Origin of the sequence: Halomonas terrestris (assembly GCF_049166755.1) — a bacterium.
GTDB lineage: Bacteria > Pseudomonadota > Gammaproteobacteria > Pseudomonadales > Halomonadaceae > Halomonas.
Genome location: NZ_JBMHFZ010000027.1, coordinates 1 through 23,322, shown reverse-complemented (window position 1 = coordinate 23,322; position 23,322 = coordinate 1). Strand labels below are relative to the sequence as shown.

The following is a 23,322-nucleotide window of genomic DNA, read 5'->3' as shown; positions in this document are numbered from 1 at the left end:
TAGATTTAATTAATTTCCGATTGTGTGGCGGTATAGTATAGGTGAGAGGGCAGATGTCGAAATTAATTCCAATGGACTATTTAAGTGACTTGGATAGTAGGACTATTTTTTGGGGAGATGATCCCGAGACCCTTGGACAAGTTCAGCCACGTACCGATCACACAATTGGATTAATTGGAAGCAGATGGCTTCATAGAAATCTTTCAACTGAGGTAAAAGTTCTACGATTAACTATTGATAACTATGAGGCCTTTATCAAAGGAGGTTGTCCTGATGTTCTCATTGTTGAATCCGCTTTCTCGTTCTCAGCAGGCTGCTGGGATGGAGCGCTGAATAAAACCTCATACAAACATGAAATAATTCTAGAGGTGCTATCGCTTTGCAAAAACTTATCAATACCGACTTTGTTTTGGGATACGCAAGGGATTGAATCAAGCGACTACTTCTCAGGGATTTCAAAATCATTTGACTACGTTTTTTTTTGCTGATAAGCGGCAGGTAGATCTATATTCGCCACAGAATGGAAAGCATCTGCCGCTAGCTGTAAATCCGAGATTTTCTAATCCTTTCCGTCGTTATGATTCAAAGGAAAATAATGACGAATTTGATTTTATAATTGATGGTGCCGCACAAGTTCACCGACACCCCGATCATTTTCGCGTTCTGAAAACTGATTTTTTCTCTAAATCATATTTAATTGATTCTCAAGATCGCGTACTTCGATCAAAAGCGAATGAGCTCGGCTTGCCTTTGTCTCGGATTTTGGGTTCGGTTAGTTACGCTGAACGAAATAGTATTCTAAAAAATACCTTAGCTGAGATTATCATTCCGAACAAAACTCAATCAGCGATGTCCCAGCAAAGAATGATATTGGAGGCGACTGCTAGTAAAGTAATACCGCTCTATGCTGGATACGCAGATCAAGCTGGATTATTGTGTGGTATCCAGTTAGAGTGCGGTAATGATTTGGGGTTAATCGATGCAGCAGCGAAAATCCTACAAATGCCAAAAATGCAGCAAACCGAGTTGGCAAAAATTTACTGGCGCAAGGTTTGTTCTGAGCATACATTTGCAAATCGGCTAAAAAAAATCTACAAAACAGTCGGGTTAAATTTCGATTATCACAATGATCCGCTCGTTAGCGTAATTGCACCGACTTTCCGGTTGGGTAAATTAGCCTCTTTAATTCAATGCTTTGATTCGCAAGACTATAAAAATAAAGAGCTGATAATAATAATAAACTCCAGTAGTCCGCTGCCAGATAGAGTTCGCGACATAACTGAAAATCGTAAAGATATTATAGCAGTTCGCGTACCCAACCATGAATATACAGGGACTTGCTTAAAGATTGGATTAAGTGCTGCGAGGGGGGAGTTGGTTTTTAAAATGGATGATGATGACGTCTACGGGCGCCATTACTTGACAGACCTAGTGTTAGGCCAGCATGCAGTAGATGCTGATTTGTTTGGGAAGCCACCTTGTTATATTGCCTTTGAGGGCGATGACTCATTATATAGAAGAAAAAGCAAATGCCCGATCGATGTTAATTTTAAGTCTTCGGAGTTAATGCCTGGCAAGTTATGGGTCGGGGGTAACTCGATAGGTGGAAAAGCAACAGTATTGCGTGAGATTGATTTTGATGTGAACTGCTATGGTGCGGCTGATACTTCACTTTTATTAGCAGCTAAAAGTGAAGATTTGACAGTATGCCTTCACGATCTATCAAATTTAGTAGCGATTCGCCAGGAAAATACAAACAATCACACATGGCGAGTGTCCAATGCTGAGTTTAGAGAAAAATGTGAAGAAACAGGGAGTTCGTTGAGCAGCATTTGTGATTATTGGTATTCTAGGAGCGCGTTCGAGAAATTTGAAAAGTACTTAGGTTCGAGACAAGGGCGCGACCAAATTACCATGGCACTTGCTTCGATTCCTGAACGAGTTAATCAGCTTCATAGAACATTGCTTTCCGTTATAACTCAAGTAGACAAAATCTATATCTATCTTAACGGTTACGAATCTGTTCCTGAATTTCTGGATCATCCTAAGATAACGGCAGTTCTTAGCAAAGAGTTTGAGGATTTGGGGGCTGCCGGAAAATTTTATTGGATTGACCAGGTTAGTGATGGTTACGTATTTACTATTGATGACGATATTATTTATCCCGGCGATTATGTCGCTCGAATGATTAAAGCTTTGAAGAAGTATAATGACACGGTCGCCGTTTGCGTCCACGGTTCTATATTTGCCAGCCCATTAACTTGGTATTTTGAAAGAACTGAAGTTTTTGGTTTAAAGAAAAGACTAGATAATGACAGGTTTGTAACCTTAGTAGGGACCGGATGTCTCGCGTTTCACAGAAAATGTATAGATTTGAAGTTTTCCGACTTTTATCCAAAAGTTATGTGTGATTTGACCTTTTCTGTCAAAGCTCGGGAGCAAGGTATTCCGTTGATATCTATTAATCGAGAAGCAAATTGGCTAAAACCGCAAAAACAACTTTCGAATAACACATATTATGACCGAATGCTTTTGGAAGATGGTGGGAGAACATTATTAGCTTGTTCTTATGACTGGAGTTTTTCTGAGTATGGACGTTTAATATCTGCTTGGTTAAAAGAAAATATGCAAGAAGTCCCGCTAGAGCAATATTCCGAATTAATGATGGATGTTGAGTTTATTAACTCATTAGATGATGGCTCAGTTCCTCCGCTCTGGGATTCTTCTAAAAGTGTGGTTTATCATAAAAGAAAATTGCAAAAGCTAATGATTGATGCAGAGATAGCTAGAAACGGTAATCTGAAAGACGCGAAAATATTTCTGCCGAGATGCAACGACATTAATGAGTTGCGGTCACATATCGATCTAATTAAGGCTGAATTATGATGAGTGATGATGGTCATAAAGAGCTAGTCGTTATTGTTGGTCCTGGACGGTCTGGTACTTCACTGTTGACAGAGCTGCTCTCAAATCTTGGTTTGAGAAGTGTAGATAATGTTGAGGTGACGGGTGATCAGAATCCTAATGGTGATTTTGAAGATCGGGATGTTAATAAATTAAATCTAGATGTTTATAATCACCTAGGATGCAGTCCTAATTTACCAGTTAGATCAGATTTTGTTACAGCCCCAGGCATTCGCCCATATTTTAAAAGGGCTAGAGCTGTTATAAACAATAGGGTAAATGATGCTAATGGAAAGTGGGGTTTCAAGGATCCAAAGACAGCGAGTTTATTGCCGTTCTGGATTAGGACATTTAATGTTGAAAAAGTGACTCCTCGGTATGTTTTGGCTATTCGAGAGCCTTCTGCGGTTATCGCGTCTTTTGTTAAAAATTATGCAATAAGCCCTCGGTTGGCGGAGTTGATTTGGCTGACACGAATATGTGACTCGTTGCGTCACACTGGTGGCAATTGCTTTATAGTACATTACGAGCACTGGTTTGGAGAATCCTATTTAGAATTGGCGTGTCAGCTAGTTTCTTATCTTAAGTTACCCGTTACCTCTTTAGAGGAAATTAAATCTGTTTTGGACAGAACGGTGGCAGAAAATTTGAACCGGTCACAATATTCCAATGAAGTTTATGAGAGTCCATTTGTAAAAAGGCTATACCAGTCACTATATAATTGCTCTGGTTTCGAATTCGACCGCACTGAGTTAATGCGAGTTGTGAGTGAATGCGAAAGCGCAATGAATGCGTTTTCTGGATGGTGGCTAGTTGCGCAAGAACTGCATAAAAAGAATTTGCGTTTAACCGCTACCAAGAGTGATGTTGACCAAAAAAGTCTTAAAGAGTACATCGAAAACAATAGACAATTGGTTGATTTATCAAATAGATATTTAGAGAATTCTGAAGCGTTAAAAGCTCAGCTATCTTCAGCATCTTTGAGGTTAAATGCTTTAGAAAAAGAAAAAAATGAGCTGTTGTCGAGCTATAAAAATAAATTAAAACGAGCGGAAGCCCTATGTGTTTCTTCTTCATGTAAAATTAAGAAGAAGGATCAGCAACTGGAAAAAGCTCGTCATAGCCTAAAAGTTACACAGCAGTCTTATGCTTATAAAATCGGCTTGATAATTGTAAATGCCATCAAAAAACCTGGAGTAAATACCTTGAAGGCACCTTTTCGATTGCTTAAATTATCCTTGATGTTTCTGAGCGGCCGTCGCTCAACCTAAGAGGGTGTTTACAAAATGGTATATAATTGATTGCTATCACCCCCCTCATGATCGGGAGCAGCAATCATGGCGCGCCGAGGTCGCCCCAAGAAGGTCAAGCCTGAACACCTGCCGGTACTGCGTGAGATCGTCACCGACAAACCGCTGGCGACTCTCACTGAAATTCGCGATGCGCTCGCCGACAGGACCGGGATATCGCTGTATATCGGCACCCTGAGCAAGGCGCTTCAGGAGGCAGGTATCACGCGCCACAAGGGCGCTCCCGATGAGTCTTCTGACAACGGTGACCCGCCGCCTGAGGCAGAGTCGCCTGCGCGGTACGGCTATCAGGACCGCCACCGACAGCAGGCACCAGAACAACGCTATCCCAGTTGCCTGACCGATGCCGAATGGAAGTTAGTGGCCGACATCTTTGATGGCGATGGCCATCGTGGCACACCGCCTCGTTACCCCCGGCGCTTGTTGGTCGATGCGTGCTGCTATGTGGTCCGCAGTGGTTGCTCGTGGCGGATGTTGCCACAGGACTTTCCACCCTGGCAGACCGTGTATCGCATCTTTCGACGCTGGAGCGAACAGGGCAAGTTTGAGCAGATGCACGACCGCTTGCGCGCTCAATGGCGTGAGCGTGAAGGGCGTGACCCGATGCCCAGTGCCGCCATTCTGGATGCCCAGTCGACGCGGCATTCGCCACAAGGCGGAACCAGTGGCTACGACGCCGGGAAGAAGATCAAAGGTCGTAAGTGTCACGTCCTCGTCGATACTCTGGGGCTGGTGCTCGCTGTGAGCGTGACGGCCGCCAGCGTGCAAGACCGCGACGGCGCACACCCTGTCATGGCAAATGGGATGGAAAAATATGCAGGTATATCAACAGTTTTTGTCGATACTGGATATGCGGGACGCTGTGCGCAGACGATCAACCAACAGCACGGCATTACGGTAGAGGTCGTGCGCCATCCTGCCAATGCCAACGTGGGCCGGTGGTGTACACCGAACCAGGGAGACCTCTTCACACGGCAGCCGGATGCCAAGGGCTTCACTGTCCTCCCGAAACGGTGGGTCGTCGAGCGTACCCATGCCTGGATCGAAAAGGCACGTCGGCTGGTGATGCACCATGATCGACGTGTTGAAGTCTCCGAAGCCTGGGTATGGCTGGCGGCTGGCCGCCAGTTGCTCAACCGATTAACCCACACGGCCTGAAAAATTTGTAAACACCCTCTAAGGAAACGCTGCATAAATCCCGCCACAGCTGCCTGACAGCCGTCGGCGGGGTAAAATCTGGCTACCCTGTCACCACCTGACCGAGCCATCCGATGAAGCAGATCTCTTTCGCCCAGGCAGAGCACCAGAACAAGAAGAAGGTGACCCGCCGCGAGCGGTTCCTGGCCCAGATGGAAGCGCTGGTGCCTTGGCAACGGCTCATCGACGTGCTGTCGCCGTCTTACTTCCCGAATGCAGCGGGCAAGCGCGGCCGTCCGCCTATCGGCCTGGAGCGCATGCTGCGGATCTACTTCCTGCAACAGTGGTATGCGCTCGCCGACGAGGCACTTGAAGATGCCATCTACGATAGCCAGGCGATGCGCGATTTCGTGGGTATCGATTTGGCCATCGAGAGCGTGCCGGACGCGACCACGCTGCTGCGCTTCCGTCATCTGCTGGAGAAGCATGCGCTGACCCAGCGAATCTTCGAGGAGATCAATGCTCACCTGGCCGAGAAAGGGCTGTTCATGCGCGAGGGCACGATCGTCGACGCCACCATCGTGGCAGCCGCCCCTTCCACCAAGAACAAGGCCAAGCAGCGCGATCCGGAGATGAAACAGACCAAGAAGGGCAACCAGTGGTACTTCGGGATGAAGGCCCATATCGGCGTCGATGCCGTCACCGGACTGACTCACAGTGTCGCCGCGACCTCGGCCAACGTCGCCGATGTCACCATGGCCGGCGCTCTGGTCCGGGAGGATGACAAACGGGTATACGGCGACGCGGGCTACACCGGCATGTGGAAGCATCTCGGCGAAGAGAAGGATGCCCCGGATTCCAAGTGCTGTGTGGCCGCCAAACGCGGCGCCATCAAGAAGATGGACGACAGCCCAATGAAAACGATGCTGCTGGCGATCGAGAAGGCCAAGGCCAGCATCCGCGCCAAGGTCGAGCACCCGTTTCATGTCATCAAGAACCTCTTCGGCTACCGGAAGGTGCGCTACAAGGGGTTGGCCAAGAACCAGGCGCAACTCTTCAGCCTGTTCGGGCTGGCTAACCTGGTGCTGGCGACACGATGCGAGGGCCAAGTTGATGGGGCCAGTACGCCCTGAATCTGGCCTGGCAGCCGGATAACCCCGCTGTCAGGGAAAACCGACGACCTGAAGTGGTCAGAAAATGATCGCTGACGCGATGATTGAGTCACTCTGAGCCACTCAGCCTCTAAGAACCGAATTGATCAGTGGTTCCCTAAGAACCGAATTGATCAGTGGTTCCCTAAGTAAAGTAAATTTTCAAATTGGACATTGTGCGTGAAGTAGCTTCTTCGCAGTATTGATTAAATATCAAATCAAAAGTCGAGTGACAGTGATAAATCCAGTAACTACAGAACCTCTGGTTTCGGTAATTATTCCAGTCTTCAATACCGAAACCTATCTCCGAGAGTCCATTGATTCCGCTCTGAACCAAACCTTGCGAGAGGTGGAGGTGCTGATTGTCGACGACGGGTCGACAGATGGCAGTCTTGAGATTGCCGAAGAATTCGCGGGTAAACATTCGAACGTTCACGTCTTCAACCAGCAGCGAAAGCGGCAAGGTGCTGCACGCAATCTGGCGTTGGAGTATGCCAGGGGTCGCTATGTTTCGTTTCTGGACTCGGATGACACGCTACCAGCTGATTCATTAAAGCGTATGGTCAACGCTGCGGAACAGTATGGCAGTGATATGGTGTGCGGGATTCAGCAGTCTTTTAGCCATTGGCGCACTTGGGTTGGCGTCCCTGTGCATCAGCGGGAGTTCAATCGCCTGATTGAACGAACCACGATTCATGAGATGCCTACCCTGATACAGGATATCAGTGCCTGTAACCGGCTTATCCGTCGCGAAACTTTGGAGATGCACAGCATTCGCTTTCCGGAAGGTACGGCTGGTGAAGACCTGGATTTTATGGCCAGGATGTATCTGAACTGCGAAGCGATCACCATCTTGCCGGAGGTGGTTTATAACTATCGCGGGCGTGATGACTCCCGAACGAGCCGCATATCCTCTCAGTTTTTCGAGGATCGGGTGTCGGTCACGGAGGGTCTTTCGGAGGCATTTACCTACCACCAGGCCCAGGCTATTTATCAGCGTCTTTTGCGTTCCGAAGTCAGAAAGCTTGTAGGCAACCGCTTCCTGAAGGTGATCAGGCAATCCCCTTACGATGAGCAGTTACAGATTTTCCGGATTGTTGGACGCCTTGTAACCCGGTTGACGTCGGAAGACATGCGGTCTGAAGAGGATTATTCCCTCCGGGAGCAGGTACGCATCATCATGCTTAGCGGGCACGAGTACGATGCCCTTATCGCCTATGAAAATGCCCCACGTAATCCCCGTTATCTTGCCTTGCTGGAGTCGGAAGCTGTCAAGGCGCAGCTTCTTGACCCCATGATGCGGATGCAGTTTCAGGGACTCGCGCGGTTTGAAAAGGTCCAGCAGATTCAGAATTCTCGGGTATTTCTCGTGGCTTCCCGCCTCAGTCTGGCGGCTGCGAAGGTCTTGAGGCTGGCTTCCAGGGTCAAGGGACTTCCGATGCTCAAGTATTTTGCGGTCGCGCCGTTCGCCAAGTTGGCTGGCACGCTGCAGCCAAACGAAGACATCTGGCTGATGGATGAGCGGGTTGCCAGCAGCGCCGAGGACAACGGTTACTTTTTCTTCAAGTACCTTCGGGAAATACATCCGAAGCTTCCCGTGTTCTATGTGCTCAATCGTAATTCGCCACATTGGAACATCGTAGCGCCTTTGGGTAATGTTGTACCGCAATACTCATGGAAACACGCGTGGTTGCTGTGGCGTGCCACCGTAATGCTGTCCACAGACAGCTTCAGGGGCATGAACTACCCGGCAGAAGCTTTTCCGCGCCTTCGCCGCAAGACGCTGAACGTATTCCTGCAGCACGGTGTGGCTGGTAACAAGACCATGACCTACACCAAGGCAAATTACCCTTATTTTTCTCAGGTGATTGCCTCCAATGGTTTCGAAAAGTCTTTCTTCAGCGAGCATTATGGGTTCACCCCCGACCAAGTTAAGCTGACCGGCATAGCCCGCCTGGATGCTCTGCCTAGTTGCCGCGGCACAGAGCGTTCCCGTAAGATTCTGGTCGCACCCACCTGGCGTCGCTGGCTCCGTGGACAGGACCAGATCAATGCAAGCCGCTACTATTACGCCTGGAATAGCTTCATTACCAGCTCGCGATTGGCGAAGTTGTTGGACCAATACGATATGGAGCTGTATTTCCGGCCCCATTTCAACATGATGCACTTCATTGAAGAGTTTGATAAAAGCTCCCCCCGGGTTCATGTCATACGCGACCTGGATCAACCGCTTCATCATCTGATTCGCGAGGCGGATTTGCTGATCACCGATTATTCGAGTGTGATGTATGATTTCTTTTATCAGGAAAAGCCAGTGCTGGGTTATATGTTTGACCGCTATGAGTGGGAAGCCCAGCCACCGGGGCCGCCGCACCTTGATTATGAGCGTGACCTGGCTCTTGAACTGGTTACTACCGAGGAATCCTTGCTTGAGCAGTTACAGCAATGCCTCGAAAATGGCTGCGAGATGGCAAAAGATAAGCGTGAGCGGCTAACAAAGCTGTTCACCTACCGCGATGGCAGAAACTGTGAGCGTATCTATCAGTCGGTGATTGAGGACTTTTCCCAAGCACATACCAATGGGAAGAGAATCGCTGGAAAGGCGCATCAATAAGGTGTCCCAGTTTTTTCCCAGTGGTAGTTTTTAATTCTCGATCGATTTTTTCAGGAGGTCTTTGTGAATAAACGTGAAGCACAACCGTTCGTTATTGTGGGTCAGGGGCGTTGCGGTAGTAATTTGTTAAAGTTTTCACTTAAGCAGAATAATTTTGTGAGTGTAGTAGGAGAGTTGTATAATAAGAATGTTTATAATGATGTTTTTGATTTTGATGGTGCAAGCCGGGCTCATCAGTATTATGAGAATCAGTTTAAAAAGAGTTCTATTGTGGCTGCCGGATTCAAACTTTTCGCGCACCAGGCAACCAAAAAGCCTGCCAAATCCGTGTGGCGCTATCTGGTTAAAGAAAAAGTAAAAGTGATTCATTTGGAAAGAAGAAATAAAGTTGATAGGTTGATTAGTCTTGAAGTTGCAAATGCGACAGGTTCTTTTCTAAAGCACTCAGAAAGCAATGAGTATGAACTACATCAATTAGACTTTCCCGTGAGCTGGTGGCGAGAGCGAATCAAAAACGAATATAAAATAGAGGCACAGTTGTCAAAGCGTTTTTCGAACAACCCATACCTTCATGTCTATTATGAAGACTTGGTGGTAGATTGGTTTGAGAGAACTGGTGACATACAACGCTTTCTGGGTGTGCCTGTCCAACAAATCGATAAGGCAATCGAAAAGCAAGAATCTAAGTCGAAATCTGATCGATTGAATAATTATAATGAGCTGGTTTCTGCTTTTGAGGGCACGGATTACGAGTGGATGTTTTTATAAGTTGTTTGGTTTTTTAAAGATCAGTGTTATTGGTTTTATTGGTAAGGGAATATAGCTAGAATAATGGCAAAAAATATCGTTTCTCACACGAGCCCGCTTCTAGTTCCGGGGTATTTTTTGGAGTGATTTTCTCTTGACTGTTTATGAGGTAAAAGCCGGACGCTGGCTGGTTTCCTTGGGTGCCAAGTTCGCTTACGTGGTGCCCTTTAGGACGTTGCTCGTCGTGCTACTGACTTTGTTTTCACAGGTTTCCCATCTGTTGGCTTTTTTCTTGCCCCTTAAGATTGTAATTTTGCTTGGGTCTGAAGGGATGCCCCGTTACTTTCCGCCATCATTCGCCCAGTTTGATCGTGATCTCTTGGTGGTGTTGCTAGGGGTAGCAACGGTGGGCTTCTTCTTGGCTCATGCGCTCTCCGAGCGTCTGATTGACTGGGTTACTACTGGCGCGGCCCACTTGCTCATGGAGCGCAGCCAGAAGCTGGTGCTGTTTGAGAATCAGAATCAAATTGCCGAGGGAGCCTACCAAGGGTTTGCCAGAGCCTTGGCAGGGCTGGTGTTCTGCCTGCTGGCACTGATCACCTTGGCGTGGTTATACCCTGAAATGGCAATGGTCATGAGTGGCTATCTGGCTTTAACAGCCATGCTGGTGCTGGCTTGTTGCTCGCGTAGTGAAGGCGCACGCGACTGGGTTAGCTCTAACCTGAACGGTTTCATGGGCAACCTCAGTGCACTAGGTTTTTTTACAGTATTCGGGTACCTGGTTGTTGATTTTGTCTTGCTTCAACCCCCCGGAATTCTTGTGGCCATCCTCTCGATTCTTGCAGGGCGTCAGTCCTTCGGTCGCGTTGCCGCAGGGGTAGGAGGGTTGTACCGTCTTTATAGCCAGCGCGAAAAGCTGGATGCAATTTTTTTTCATGGGCGCCCTTTGTTGAGAGTAGTTGCGGACCAGCCGGGGTCATTTTGGCAACACTTGGCTCCCGGAGAACGGGGTAAATGGACTGCACCACTTATGCAGGAGTTTTGCGATGTTGATACGCCTGAGCAGGAGGAGGTCGGCAATGCGTTGAAATGGCTGCAGCCGGCCACCCCTGACATAGGCGTGTTTACTTATCGGGAGGATGCCTCTGTATTGCTGTTGAAGTTGTATGCACATAAACGCGCAGGCGCGGCCCAGCATGAGGCAACATTGCTTGCGGATGCGCCCAAGGACCTTCCAGCCCCTGATTTTCTGGGGGCATCAAAGTTTGACTCTTTTCCCTGTGGCGTATACCGGCTTGAGCCGGGAAAAGTAGTAACTGGGCGGCATCATCGTTCTGGACTCGTCCGGGTGTATTCTCAATTGCTGTTAGTAGAAATGCAAAGTCCCTTGATGGCGCGTTATCTTCGGTCCATGTCGACTCTGCCTCAGAGGATGAGTCTTGTCTGGTTGGAGCGACTTGCAGTAGCGGTCGTCACATCGAAGCAAGCGCAGGCCCTTGAGGGACTGAGGCGGTATTGGCAGGATTTACGCGATCTTCTGAGCGCATTGCCTCTCGTTATCCACAATCCATCAGTAAAGCCCGGTGCGTTGTGGCAAGCTGAGCCCTCTGGGAGCTTGTGTTTGCTACACTGGGAAAAGTGGAGCTTGGAGCCGGCTGGTGCGGGGTGGCCAGTGGGGGACAAGGCTCTTGAACAATTAATTCAGGCCCACCAACATGCCTGTAATCATCGAGAGTTGCTGCGTAATTATCCATCCGAGCATCTGGTGCTGGCGGCGCTGACATACGAGCTTGAGCAGCATGTCAAGAATCAAAGGCTAGAAGTGTCAGTTCAAACAGCAACACAATTGTGGAAGACGCTTGAGGACTTTGTGGTGCAACAGGAGTCAGAGCAGGAGTTGGATAGCAACGTCCATTGACTGTTGACTGCAACCACTTGTATTAGTTTTAATAACGGGATGCATTGATTGAAAAGGTCAACCAGAGTTCTGGTGGTTGCTCCGGTACACAGAAACTGGGGGAACCGTGTTGTCAGGGAAGCAGAGGTTCTCGCTCAGGAAGGATACTCGGTAACAGCGTTGATGCAATGCGAGCACCCGGTCTCGAGAAACGGTGTGAGATATATTAGTGCTCCTTCTGCAAAGGGGCGTCTAAAACGCTTTCTGAAGCTGCCTATGGTGCTTTGGATTGCAATTCGCTTTCGAGCAGATATCTACCATTTACACAATCCCGACATGATTCCTTTAGCGTTTTTCTTACGTATGTTGGGGAAGCATGTCTTCTACGATACACATGAAGACTACTCAAGGCGCTTGCTTTCGCGCGGATGGATTCCTTGTTATCTTCGTAAACCGATTGGCTTGTTTGTTTCGTCATCAGAGCGGCTTCTGAGTTACCTCGTAGACGGGACATTTGTAACCCAGGAAAATCAACTGGTGCGCTTTTCCAAACGTACCTATCTGCTCAGAAACGCTCCTTTCATCCCTGCGCGAGTCAAGAGTAAAGTCGAGTCATTAACTGCAGGTCTTAATAAAGATCCTGCAGTTTATTATCTGTTATATGCTGGGGGTGTATCTAGGGACAGAGGGTTATTTGTCATGCTGGAAGTCGTAAAAAAGTTAAACGATAATAATATTCCAACGCGCTTGTGGCTTATTGGTCCCGAATTATCTCCCTGTCTTGATGAAGCAAAAAAGCTAGCTAGCTGGTCATTTGTTGACTATATGGGTTTGCAAACCCAGGAGGTCGTTTACGCGCACATGGCAAAGGCGGATGTTGGTTTAGCCATACTGGCTGATGTAGGCGATCATTCATCAGCTAGGCCTAGTAAGCTATTCGAATATATGGCTTGGCGGCTGCCATTCGTTGCAAGCGACTTTGAATGTTGGAGGTCTTTTGTAAGAGGGAAAGGGGGGGTATGGATACAACCTGATAATACCGTTGAGCTCTATGGGGCCTTGCAATTACTCCATGATGATGATATTTATAGAGAAATTTTGTCAAATGAAGGTGAGGCTTTTTTTAAAGAATTCAACTGGGAAAATGAAAGCAAGATACTCATTGATGTATACAGGTTGTCTTGTGGCGGACTGATATGAGTTTTAGCAAATTTTTATGAAAGGCCTTTTGGTTGCTCGTTTTTTCGTTTCCTTTGTTGGGCTTAATGAGCGCTTTTGAATGTTGGGAGTATTTATTTCAGGTCATGGTCTGGGTCATTTGAGTCAAGTAAGCGCTGTTCTTGATGAATTGTATTTTATGTCACCTGACTTGTCTCTTACTGTTTTCACGCCCTTGCCTTACCCAGTTCTTGAAGATTGGATTAATATCCCTTTTCATCATGTTTATGGTGAGCATGACGTGGGTATGCGAATGCGTGATGCACTGAATGTTGACTGGAGCGCTAGTCTTTGTAGCTATAGAGAATTACACAGAGGCTGGAATTCAAGAATTGATAATTTGTCTCAAGACCTTGTGGATTATAATATTTCGCTCGTTTTATCAGATGTTCCGTACCTGCCTTTGGCTGCTGCTCAGGAAGTTGGTATACCGTCTGTTGCGATGTGTTCACTTAACTGGGCTGATGTAATCCATCACTATTTTCCAAGGCAGAAGCTCTGGATTGATATGGTGAGAAGAATATATCAAGGTGCAAATGAGTTTTTGGTGCCAGAGCCGGGAATGGTGATGCCGTGGCTAAATAACATAAAGCGTATAGGTCCTGTGGGGCGTATGGGATGTGATCGTAATATTCAACTTAAGAAATATCTTGACATTGAAGAGACGTCTTGTCTAATTTTGGTGGGAATGGGTGGCTTTGATCAACCGTTGAACTTGGCTCGCTGGCCTCAACAATGGCATGGTAGGGAAGTTTATTATCTGATACCGGAAATTTCTCACGGACAAATCCCCAACAGCTTTATCGCTCAAGATTTGCCGTTTCTATACGTTGATTTAATCGCAACATGCGAAATTCTAATTACCAAGCCAGGCTATGGTATGTTTGTTGAGGCTGCAGCAGCTGGTACTTCAATATTGTACGTAGAGAGGAGTGGCTGGCCAGACGTGACATCTCTGACCACTTGGGTTCACCGTGTAGCTAATGCTGTCAAAATATCCCGTAGTGTTTTGGATGAAGGTCTTTTTTTGAATTATGCTGATGAGTTAATTGAAGTTATAAAGAATCCTCCTGTTGCCTTAACTGGGGCTGCTCAAGCTGCTTCCGCTCTTAATCGTTATCTTTGACTATTTAGGCCCGCTATTGTCTAGTTATGTAAAGCCAATTAAGGTCTTGTTGTTAAGTTTTTATTATCCTTCAGATATTAGCGCTGGTGCCTTTCGCGCTGAGGCCTTGGTGAGAGCGCTGGAACATCGGCTTCCCGAAGGAAGTGAGCTGCAGGTCATCACTACTCTCCCAAATCGCTTCAAGGAGGGTGGGAAGGACTCGTGCCAGTCTGTTACCGTGGATGGCAGGGTGACCATTAACCGGTGCGCAGTCTCGGGTGGTGGGCGCGGTATGGTCTCGCAGGCCCGGGCGTTTGCTTCCTATGCACTTCAGGTTCGCCAGCTCATTAATGGGCAGGACTACGACGTGGTGATCGCCAGTTCGTCGCGGCTGATGACCTCCGTGCTGGGGCGTTGGGTGGCAGGGCGCAGTACGGCTCGACTCCATCAGGATATTCGCGACGTCTTCGTCGACAACCTGCCCCATGTGTTACCGCTGGGCACTGGGCGGCTGCTGGCTCCGGTATTCGCCAGGCTCGAGCGTTGGGCGCTGGGTCGTGCTGACCGGGTGAACCTGGTCTCGCGGGGGTTCGAATCCTATTTCGCCTCTCGCTACCCACGCCAGCAGTTCACCTGGCATACCAACGGGATCGATTCGCTGTTCGTCGAGGCGGTGGAGCAGGGCAGGTTCACGCCTGCCGACCAACCGCCGGCGGGTGGGCCCTTGAAGGTGCTATATGCCGGCAACCTGGGGGCCGGCCAGGGGCTGGAGCATATTCTGCCGGGGCTGGCGGCCCGGCTGGCTGGACGAGCCGAGTTCCTGGTGATCGGCGATGGTGGCGCTCGTGCCAGCCTCGAGCAGGCACTGGAGGAGCGCGGTGTCACCAATGTGGAGCTGCAAGCCCCACTGCCCAGGGAGCAGCTGCTCGACAGGTACCGGCATGCCGATGTGCTGTTCCTGCATCTGGATGACATTCCCTCCTTTACCCGCGTGCTGCCCTCCAAGCTGTTCGAGTACGCGGCGACCGGCAAGCCGATCTGGGCCGGTGTGGCCGGGTACCCCGCCAGCTTCGTGGAGCACGAGATCGACAATGCGGCGGTGTTCCCCCCCTGCGACGTGGAGGGGGCGCTCGCGGCACTGGAACGACTTGAGATACACTCACGCCCGCGGCCGGCCTTCGTGGCGAAATGGCGCCGAGACCGGATCATGGATGAGATGGCCACCGACATACTGGCACTGGTAACGAATGAAGCGTGAGTACGAGCGCCGCCACTCCCGGTGGTATGAGGTCCTGTTGCTGGGCCTGGGGGTTCACCTGCTGGTGGGCCTGCCCCTGGTCATCGGCCTGCCCTCGCTGGAACGTTGGGGCTGGGGATTCTGGCACTACCTGCCGGACGTGCGCACCAACACCATCATCGCCATCGCTCTGGCCTTCGTGGCGTCGGCACTCACGTTGCGGCGCATGGCGCGCTTCCCGGGGGCCCAGTTGGCCGCCTACATCATGCCCACGGTATCGATCGCCTTCCTGATCGCGGTGGCGATACTGTTCTTCACCCGCGAGGGCTACACGCGCCAGGTGCTTTTCGGGGGCTACCTGGTCAGCCTGGCGTGGTTCTTCGTGGGGTACTTCATCGGCCGGCGCTTCCGCAGGCTGAAGCTGGCGCTGGTGCCGTTCGGCGATACCAAGCGACTGCTGGGCTCCCGGCAGGTGGATCTCAGGATGCTGGATTCCACCGATCTGGAGGGCGTGCGCTACGATGGCGTGGTCGCCGACCTGCGCGCCACTGATCTCCCCCCCGAGTGGGAGCGGTTCCTGGCCCGCTGCACGTTGAGTCATATCCCCGTCTACCACGTTCGGCAGATATCGGAGTCGCTCTCCGGCCGCGTGCAGATCGATCGCCTTTCCGAGAACGAGTTCGGCAGCCTGCTGCCCTCGTTGGCATATGTCGGCTTCAAGCGAGTGGTGGATCTCCTCGGGGCCTTGCTGCTGCTGCCGCTGCTGCTGCCACTGATGGCGGTGGTGGCCATCCTGATCAAGCGCGACAGCCCCGGGCCGGTGCTGTTCCTGCAGCCGCGCATGGGCTATCGCCAGCGGCCCTTCCTGATGTACAAGTTCCGCAGCATGTATCACGACATGAGCGGCGAGGACTTCACCATCTCCGAGGATGACCCGCGGATCACCCGGGTTGGCATGTGGATCCGCAAGTATCGCATCGACGAGCTGCCGCAGATCTTCAACATCCTGAAGGGGGAGATGAGTTTCATCGGCCCGCGGCCCGAGTCGGCTTCGCTCTCCGAGTGGTACGAGCAGGACGTGCCGTTCTTCAGCTACCGCCATGTGGTGCGCCCGGGCATCACCGGCTGGGCCCAGGTGGAGCAGGGCTACGCCGCCGAGGTGGACGGCATGTCGAAGAAGCTGCAGTACGACTTCTACTACATCAAGCACTTCTCGCTGTGGATCGACGTGCTGATCAGCCTGAAGACGGTGCGGATCCTGTTTACCGGGTTCGGGGCGAGGTAGGTGACAAGGGAGGGGGTGGTGTGAAGCCAAGGCGCCGTGGGGTCTTCAATCCGAAGCGAGCGTTGCGTGATACGCTGTGTCATGAGCGCTGTGCAGAGCTGGCCGAGCAGGTGAGCTATGGCGGCAACCCCGAACACAAGTCGAATCCGGGAGATTTCGGGCTGACCCCGCCCGCTGCACCGAGGCCGGATAAGACGTTGTGCGATACGGCAGGTATCATGACACGCACGGTAGCACTGCAGCTGTTGCAGGCCCCCCACCGTCAAGCTAGTTGGAACCTCAGCGGCTGTTAGACTCTGAACGATGTGGGGCGTGACGAGGTTCCGATGAAGTACTCCGACGAGCGCCGAGAAGCCATCCTCAAGAAGCTGCTCCCGCCGCACAACCGCACGGTGGCGGAGGTGGCCCAGGAAGAAGGCATCTCCGCGGCGACGCTGTACAACTGGCGCAAGAAAGCTCGGCAAGCGGGCCGTCTCCTGCCTGACCAGAGCGATGATCCCGAGGGCTGGAGCTCGCAGGACAAGTTCCATGCCGTGCTCGAAACGGCGGCCCTCAGTGAGGCCGAGCGTGCCGAGTACTGCCGGCAGCGCGGCCTCTATCCTGAGCAGATCCAGCGCTGGCGGGCGAGCTGCGAAGGCGCCAACGACCGGAGCGATGCCGCCTCCAAGCAGCAGAGTGAAGCCCGCAAGGCAGAGCGCCAGGAGAACAAGGAACTCAAACGTGAGCTCCGCCGCAAGGAGGCCGCCCTCGCGGAAACCGCTGCGCTGCTGGCGTTGAGAAAAAAGGCCCGAGCGATCTGGGGGGACGAGGACGAATGATCAGCACTTCAGATCGCCAGGACGCCGTACAGCTGATCGACGAGGCGCGCACCGAAGGAGCCCGCCTGCAGGCCGCGTGCGCAGAGCTCGGCATCGGCACCAACACCTACCGTCGTTGGGTACGGGGCGATCGGGATCGCCGGCCTCAGGCCGTGCGGCCTGTTCCACGCCATGCGCTGTCGCCTGAGGAGCGTCAGCAGGTGCTGGAAATCTGCCATCGTCCCGAGTTCGCCAGCCTGCCGCCCGGGCAGATCGTGCCGCGGCTGCTGGACGAGGAAGGCCTCTACGTGGCGTCAGAGTCCAGCTACTACCGCATCCTCCGGGAGCATGGCGAACAGCACCATCGTGGCCGCGCTCGTGCCCCACGCCCCAAGGGCGATCCTCAGCGACACCGCGTGACACGCCCCAATACCTGTTGGAGCTGGGATGTGACGTATTTGCCGACCCAGGTGCATGGACAGTTCTACTACCTCTACATGATCGTCGACATCTACAGCCGCAAGATCGTCGATGCCGAGGTCTTCGACCAGGAGTCCATGGTCAACAGCAGCGAGGTCATCCAGCGCGCCGTGCTGCGTGAGAGCTGCATCAACCAGCCGCTGGTGTTACACGCCGACAACGGCTCCGCCATGAAGGGCTCGACACTGCAGAGACTGAACATCACCCCGTCGTACAGCCGCCCCCGCGTCTCCAACGACAACGCCTTCTCGGAGTCGCTGTTTCGGACCTGCAAGTACCGGCCCGACTACCCGATAGACGGCTACGAGAGCCTGTCAGCGGCGCAGCGCTGGGTGACCGGCTTCGTGCATTGGTACAACCACGAACATCGCCACAGCGCCATTCGGTTCGTCACACCGGGCGAACGACATGCCGGCCAGGATAACGAGGTGCTGGCAAGGCGAGACGCCATCTATGCCGAGGCGAAACGGCAACATCCCGGTCGGTGGAGCGGTGCCACCCGCAACTGGTCACCGCGCCGGACGGTCTGGCTGAACCCGGACCAGGAAGACCCGCTGGTACAGCGCGATCAGCGGTTAGAAGCCGCCTGATTCCATGTTCCAACTAGCTTGACAGGCATCGAGGCAGGGGCCAGGCGTGGCCTTGTCAGCCGGCAAGAGAAGAACGACTATCCTCAGAATATATGGTCAGTGAGCCGGGATGGGATACCACTGGAGGCCCAATAGGAAAATTCGCAGCAAGGGACCTACCATGGCTACCCTATGCCTGAAGGAGATCCGATGCGGCAAGTGATCCTGGATGCCTGGCATCAGCGAGGTCATGATGGCTGACGGAATGCATATCCAAGCCGACTGGTGTCTTCCAGCCGCTGCGGCAGGAACCGAGGCAGGCAAAGCCGAGTGGTCGTTGTCTATCAATGGACAGTTGGCTACTGAGCTAGAGGACCTGGGTACCGGTGTGGTGCGTGAGCGTGTCGTGGCACCGCTTGAGCTGCTGGGCGAATGGCTGGCCCACAACTGGTGGCGGCTGCGCTGGGAGCCAGAGCAGCAACGGCCGGACCATGATTGGCGGATGAGCCATTGCCTACCAGCCATTGGTGGGGGTGTTGCCTGGCCGAATCTGATGTTCAGCAGCGATGGTGACTTCATTCTCTGTCGATGCGAACCCACGGCGAAGTTGAAAGGCGGTGGCATGCCGGTGCGTTACCTGTCCCGCTTTGAAGAGAGTATTACAGCGGATGCCTTCGAGCGTGGCGTGGATGGCTTCATGAGCCGCTTGGGTGAGCGCCTGGACATCAGCCGTTATCGCCAGGACCTGATCGACCTTTGGAATGCAGTGCTGGAGGAAAGGCGCAATCCGGATGCTGCCATCTGGCGCAAACTCGAAGCGCTGCTCGGCTTCGATGTCGATGAAGGGCCGGAAGGCTTGCTGTCCCAGTTGACACAGCGCTTCGATACCTTGGGGCGAGAAGCTGTCAGTGAGGTGGCCGCGGAAGGCCGACATGACAGCTTGCAGGTATTGGCAAGACTGGAGTTGACGGCTGCTCGTGCTCCCGTTGGTGCTGCGCCGCCGGAGGAGCAGGCGCTACGAAGCGCCATACAGCGCATTCCCCACAATCAGCCTACCTGGCGAAGAGCGGCAGAGGCCGCTCGTATGGCCAGGCGGCAATGGAATCTGGGGGATGGCCCTCTTCTGGACGCTCAGCTTCTCGATTTGCTTGAACTTCCGAAGGAGGTGTTGAGTGAGTCGAGCGGGGCGCCGCATGGGTTGCCGGTGGCGATGAGAACCGAACGGGGCTTGAGGATCGCTCTGGAGCGCAAGAGATTGACAGGCAAGCGCTTTGCGCTGGCGAGAATACTGGCCGATGAACTGTTGGCCCCCCCCGACGACAGGCTGCTACCGGTTACCGATAGCAAGACCGTGAGGCAGCGATTCCAGCGTGCCTTTGCGCAGGAGTTCCTGTGTCCGTTCAGTTCACTGGAAGAAGAGCTCAGCAATCAACCAGTCAATGAAGAGTTCATCGAGGATACGGCTGAACGATATGGGGTATCGTTTCAAACGGTCAGTTATCTCCTGCAGAACCATGGCGTGTGGGATGCAGCTTAGCGAGTGGCAAACAGAGTGAACCGCTGAAGAGACGACCATCGCCGCGGCATTGCCCGCGGCGATGGCGGTTCTGGGTGCACTCCCCGATGGCCGCTGGCACTCACAGTGATTGTTATCAGGAAAGGCAATGCCCCCTCTGAGCCGACAGAGTTTCCATGCGCAAATGCAGGCGCTGCTGGCCGATAGGCCAGCCGAGGACCTGCGCCGGCTGCTGATCGCCCTGGCGGAGGAGGAGCACCCCCGTCAACGGCAGGCGTTTCTCGATCGGCTCCGGTACCACTGTGCCGAACCGGGGGCTTGTGATGCCTTGCCTGCGGATCTTCGGGCCCTGGGAGTGCGCCTGGAGCGCCTGCGGGCCGAGCTGCATGAGATCGCGGAGGCGGAGCCGCAGGACTGGTGGGATGACGAGGACGCCTGTGGCCCTTTCCAGGCGCTGATGCCGGAGGTGTTCGCCCTGTTGGACGAGGCCGCCGAGCGGCTGCGCCGGGGGAATGCGCAAGCCGCGCGTGATACCTATGCCGCGATCTGGCAGATGGTGGATATCGAGAACGACTACGGCCACTGCCCCTGCCTGGAAGAGGTGGATGATGCCGTGGCGCGGGAGCATGCGGCCCGCTACCTCCGCGCGGTGCTGCTGACCACGCCCCCGGCGCAGCAGGTGGCCACGATGCTGCAGGCGGCCGGGGAGGTGCGCTTTTCCGGCCTTGTCGCGCTGCCCGAGTCGCGCTATTGCACCCTGGGCGAGATTGTCGGCGTTGAGCTGGAGCCGCTGCCCGGCTGGGACGGGTTCCTCGACGCAGTGGTGCAGGGGCTGGGGAATCCCCGCTCGAGCCTCGAAGCGATGTGGCTGCGCGAGGCCCTGGCCCGCCGGGAGGGGATCGACGGCATCGCCCGCCTGGCACGGCAAGCGGGTGCCAGGATGCCGCGGCTGTGGCTGGACTGGGTGCGGGCCGCGGTGCGTCAGCGCGAACCCGACCAGGCGGCCGCCATCTGGCGGGAGGCACTGCAGCACTTTCCCCGTGGTGCCGGCATCTGGCCAGCCCTGGCGGATAGCATCCTGACGGCCTACCCCGCGCACCGCGTGCTCGATGGGGAGACCATCGCCTTCGAGGCGTTGCTGGCCAATCCTGCTGGCCACCGGCTGTTGACCCTGCATGAGGCGTTCACAGAGGCAGAGCGCCGCGAGCAGAGGGTGCGCGAGGCGGCGCTGTGGTTGAGCGAAGCCGCCAGGAAGCCGCCAGAACGGGCAAGGCCCCCGTGCCGGCGGACGTGACGGATTCGGCAGCCCAGGCCGCCACCAGCGATCGCGACCGCGACCTCATGACCCCGTCACGGTTCGAGCGGTGGGCCCCTCTGGCCGTGATGGCCTGGTGGCTGGTGGGGGAAGGGCAGCGGGCCAAGGCGCTCGTCTCCGCGCGTGACCAGGCGGTCGGGTGGTCAGTGGGTGATAGTCCACGCTGGGCGCTGTTTGCTTGCCTGCCCACGGTCCTGACGGGGCGTGCGGCGGCGGCGATCGGACCGGCCTCGCAGGCGCTCTGGCAGCAGCTGGCGAATGCCGGCAGTTGGCATGTCGATGAGTCGCCGTTGGCAGGCGCCTCGGCTCACGATCGCGACGCCCTGCCTGCCGCCGATCGGCTCGGTCATGCCCTTGCGGACGCCGGGCAACGCTACCCGCTGTCGGCCCAGGAGCCACCGGCATGGCTGGAGTGGCTGTGTGACACGGCCACGGAGCGTTGCCATGGAATCGTGTCCAACCGGCACCGCAAGGCCTACGATCGTGCCGCGACCTGCGTTGCCGTCTGCGTGGAAACGGCCAGTGCCATGGGCAGAGCGGCCGTTGGTCAGGCGCTGCTGTCTCGGGTTCGGCAGCGCTACCCCCGTCACTCGGCGTTTCAGCGGGCGCTGGATCATGTCACGTGAGGGGCCGCAGGCGCCTCGGTGGATGTCGCTGAGGTTGGGGGTAACCGCCTGGCGACGCTTCGCGCCGCAATCGCCCCGCGGAGCGTGGCTCCCACAGGGTTGGTGACCACCCATGTAGCGGATGGCTGCCCTGTGGGCGCAGATCTTCTGCGCGATCGGCGCCGCAGGCGCCTGGCGGTAACCGCCAACGTCTCAGACCATCGCCAGCGCCGCTTCGCGCCGCAATCGCCCCGCAGAGCGTGGCTCCCACAGGGGGGGCTGGACTAGACCTCTGGTCGCGCTGTGTTGCGCATTGCCGCGCGGCGTGGCTTCCCATACTCTGTATGTATGTATAGTACTTGATAAGCAGAGCCCACATGGCCAGCAACCACCACGACACCGGCTACAAGGAGCTGTTCAGCTACCCAGAGTTCGTCCAGCAGCTGATCGAGGGCTTTGCGCCTGCCGAGATCGCCGAGCTGATGGATTTCTCGTCACTGACGAACCATAGCGGCAACTACATCACGCCGCTGTTCGAGGAGAAGTTCGAGGACGTGGTGTGGTCGGTGGAGATCACCTGGAACGGCATCACCCAGCGGGTCTTCCTGTACATCCTGCTGGAGTTCCAGTCGACGGTAGACGGCACCATGCCGATCCGGCTGATGCACTACGTGGCGTGCTTCTACGATCACCTGCTCAAGACCCGGGTCACCACCCCAGGCAAAGGGCTTCCGCCGGTGCTGCCCATCGTGCTCTACAACGGCTCGGAGCGCTGGACCGCCCGGCAGGACGTGTACGACATGGTGCAGCCGGAACCGCCGAGCTTCCTGCGGATCTACCAGCCGCACCTGCGCTATTACCTGATCGACGAGGGACGTTATACTGACGATGAGCTTGCCGAGCGGCAAACGCCCTTGAGTGGGATCTTCAGTATCGAGAATGCCGCCTCGAGCTGGGAAGCACTGCAGCAAGCCGTCGATCGGATCGTGGCGATCATCCAGGCGGACCCTCTCAAGGCGCGGATTGACCCAGTCATCACCCGCTGGCTGAAGCGTCACCTGAAGCGACTCGGGGCCGGCGTCAACCTGGAGCGGCTGGATAGCTTGGTGGAGGATAGAGACATGCTGGCAGAAAATCTGGAGAACCTGGTGAAGAAGGAGCGTCTGGAGGGGCGCCTTGAGGCGAATCAGGCGACGGCCCGCAACCTGATCAAGCTGGGTGTGCTCACCGACGAGCAGATCGCCGAGGCGACTGGGCTGACGACCGCGGAAGTCCAGGCGCTCCGCGCCGAAGACAAGCACTGATTCCACGGCGGATCATGGCTTGATCTGAAGGGGGCCAATGGAGGCGGTCAACTTCAGTGAACTACGAAGATTATCACTGAGGTACTATCCATGTTGATGCACAATCCCCCTCATCCAGGTGAAATCATCAA

Annotated in this window: 16 protein-coding genes and 1 pseudogene; all 17 read left to right on the top strand. The window is 53.9% G+C overall.

The features are described from left to right. Positions 1 to 53 precede the first annotated feature (53 nt). The 17 genes and pseudogenes from ACOMD9_RS19165 (at position 54) to ACOMD9_RS19085 (ending at position 23,191) form a co-directional block, all read left to right on the top strand. Entirely contained in the window at positions 54 to 488 is a 435-nt protein-coding gene (locus ACOMD9_RS19165) for a CgeB family protein (protein ID WP_421417588.1), read from the top strand. Then, positions 427 to 2,886 carry a glycosyltransferase family 2 protein gene (locus ACOMD9_RS19160; RefSeq protein WP_421417587.1) on the top strand — a complete coding sequence of 820 codons (2,460 nt, stop codon included), beginning with the start codon at positions 427 to 429 and terminating at the stop codon, positions 2,884 to 2,886. The genes ACOMD9_RS19165 and ACOMD9_RS19160 overlap by 62 nt, the downstream gene beginning before the upstream one ends. Next, on the top strand, positions 2,883 to 4,175 hold the full coding sequence (locus ACOMD9_RS19155) for a hypothetical protein (protein ID WP_421417586.1): 1,293 nt from the start codon (positions 2,883 to 2,885) through the stop codon (positions 4,173 to 4,175). The genes ACOMD9_RS19160 and ACOMD9_RS19155 overlap by 4 nt, the downstream gene beginning before the upstream one ends. Positions 4,176 to 4,241: 66 nt before the next feature. Next, positions 4,242 to 5,372 carry an IS5 family transposase gene (locus ACOMD9_RS19150; RefSeq protein WP_421417585.1) on the top strand — a complete coding sequence of 377 codons (1,131 nt, stop codon included), beginning with the start codon at positions 4,242 to 4,244 and terminating at the stop codon, positions 5,370 to 5,372. A 113-nt stretch (positions 5,373 to 5,485) separates the two neighbouring features. Further along, positions 5,486 to 6,484 (top strand): IS5 family transposase, encoded by a 999-nt coding sequence (locus tag ACOMD9_RS19145; RefSeq protein WP_421417584.1) that lies wholly within the window; start codon positions 5,486 to 5,488, stop codon positions 6,482 to 6,484. A 247-nt stretch (positions 6,485 to 6,731) separates the two neighbouring features. Next, positions 6,732 to 9,116, top strand: coding sequence for a bifunctional glycosyltransferase/CDP-glycerol:glycerophosphate glycerophosphotransferase (locus ACOMD9_RS19140; protein WP_421417583.1), 2,385 nt, complete (start codon positions 6,732 to 6,734; stop codon positions 9,114 to 9,116). A 63-nt stretch (positions 9,117 to 9,179) separates the two neighbouring features. Then, on the top strand, positions 9,180 to 9,884 hold the full coding sequence (locus tag ACOMD9_RS19135; protein ID WP_421417582.1) for a sulfotransferase: 705 nt from the start codon (positions 9,180 to 9,182) through the stop codon (positions 9,882 to 9,884). A 133-nt stretch (positions 9,885 to 10,017) separates the two neighbouring features. Next, a complete protein-coding gene (locus tag ACOMD9_RS19130; RefSeq protein WP_421417581.1) occupies positions 10,018 to 11,781 on the top strand; it encodes a hypothetical protein in 1,764 nt (587 codons plus the stop codon). Positions 11,782 to 11,976: 195 nt separating this feature from the next. Beyond that, complete coding sequence (locus ACOMD9_RS19125) at positions 11,977 to 12,960, top strand: glycosyltransferase (RefSeq protein WP_421417580.1); 984 nt, start codon at positions 11,977 to 11,979, stop codon at positions 12,958 to 12,960. A gap of 79 nt (positions 12,961 to 13,039) precedes the next feature. Then, a complete protein-coding gene (locus ACOMD9_RS19120) occupies positions 13,040 to 14,104 on the top strand; it encodes a hypothetical protein (protein ID WP_421417579.1) in 1,065 nt (354 codons plus the stop codon). A 109-nt stretch (positions 14,105 to 14,213) separates the two neighbouring features. Then, positions 14,214 to 15,341, top strand: coding sequence for a glycosyltransferase family 4 protein (locus tag ACOMD9_RS19115; protein WP_421417578.1), 1,128 nt, complete (start codon positions 14,214 to 14,216; stop codon positions 15,339 to 15,341). Further along, positions 15,331 to 16,605 carry an exopolysaccharide biosynthesis polyprenyl glycosylphosphotransferase gene (locus tag ACOMD9_RS19110; protein ID WP_421417577.1) on the top strand — a complete coding sequence of 425 codons (1,275 nt, stop codon included), beginning with the start codon at positions 15,331 to 15,333 and terminating at the stop codon, positions 16,603 to 16,605. Before ACOMD9_RS19115 ends, ACOMD9_RS19110 begins: the two co-directional genes overlap by 11 nt. A gap of 326 nt (positions 16,606 to 16,931) precedes the next feature. Next, positions 16,932 to 18,472 (top strand): annotated as a pseudogene (locus ACOMD9_RS19105) (IS3 family transposase). A 208-nt stretch (positions 18,473 to 18,680) separates the two neighbouring features. Continuing rightward, positions 18,681 to 19,988 (top strand): hypothetical protein, encoded by a 1,308-nt coding sequence (locus tag ACOMD9_RS19100; protein WP_421417576.1) that lies wholly within the window; start codon positions 18,681 to 18,683, stop codon positions 19,986 to 19,988. Positions 19,989 to 20,115: 127 nt separating this feature from the next. Next, a complete protein-coding gene (locus ACOMD9_RS19095) occupies positions 20,116 to 21,261 on the top strand; it encodes a tetratricopeptide repeat protein (protein ID WP_421417575.1) in 1,146 nt (381 codons plus the stop codon). Beyond that, on the top strand, positions 21,258 to 21,908 hold the full coding sequence (locus ACOMD9_RS19090; protein WP_421417574.1) for a hypothetical protein: 651 nt from the start codon (positions 21,258 to 21,260) through the stop codon (positions 21,906 to 21,908). The genes ACOMD9_RS19095 and ACOMD9_RS19090 overlap by 4 nt, the downstream gene beginning before the upstream one ends. A 356-nt stretch (positions 21,909 to 22,264) precedes the next feature. Next, positions 22,265 to 23,191, top strand: coding sequence for an Rpn family recombination-promoting nuclease/putative transposase (locus ACOMD9_RS19085; RefSeq protein ID WP_421417573.1), 927 nt, complete (start codon positions 22,265 to 22,267; stop codon positions 23,189 to 23,191). The last annotated feature ends 131 nt before the right edge of the window (positions 23,192 to 23,322 follow it).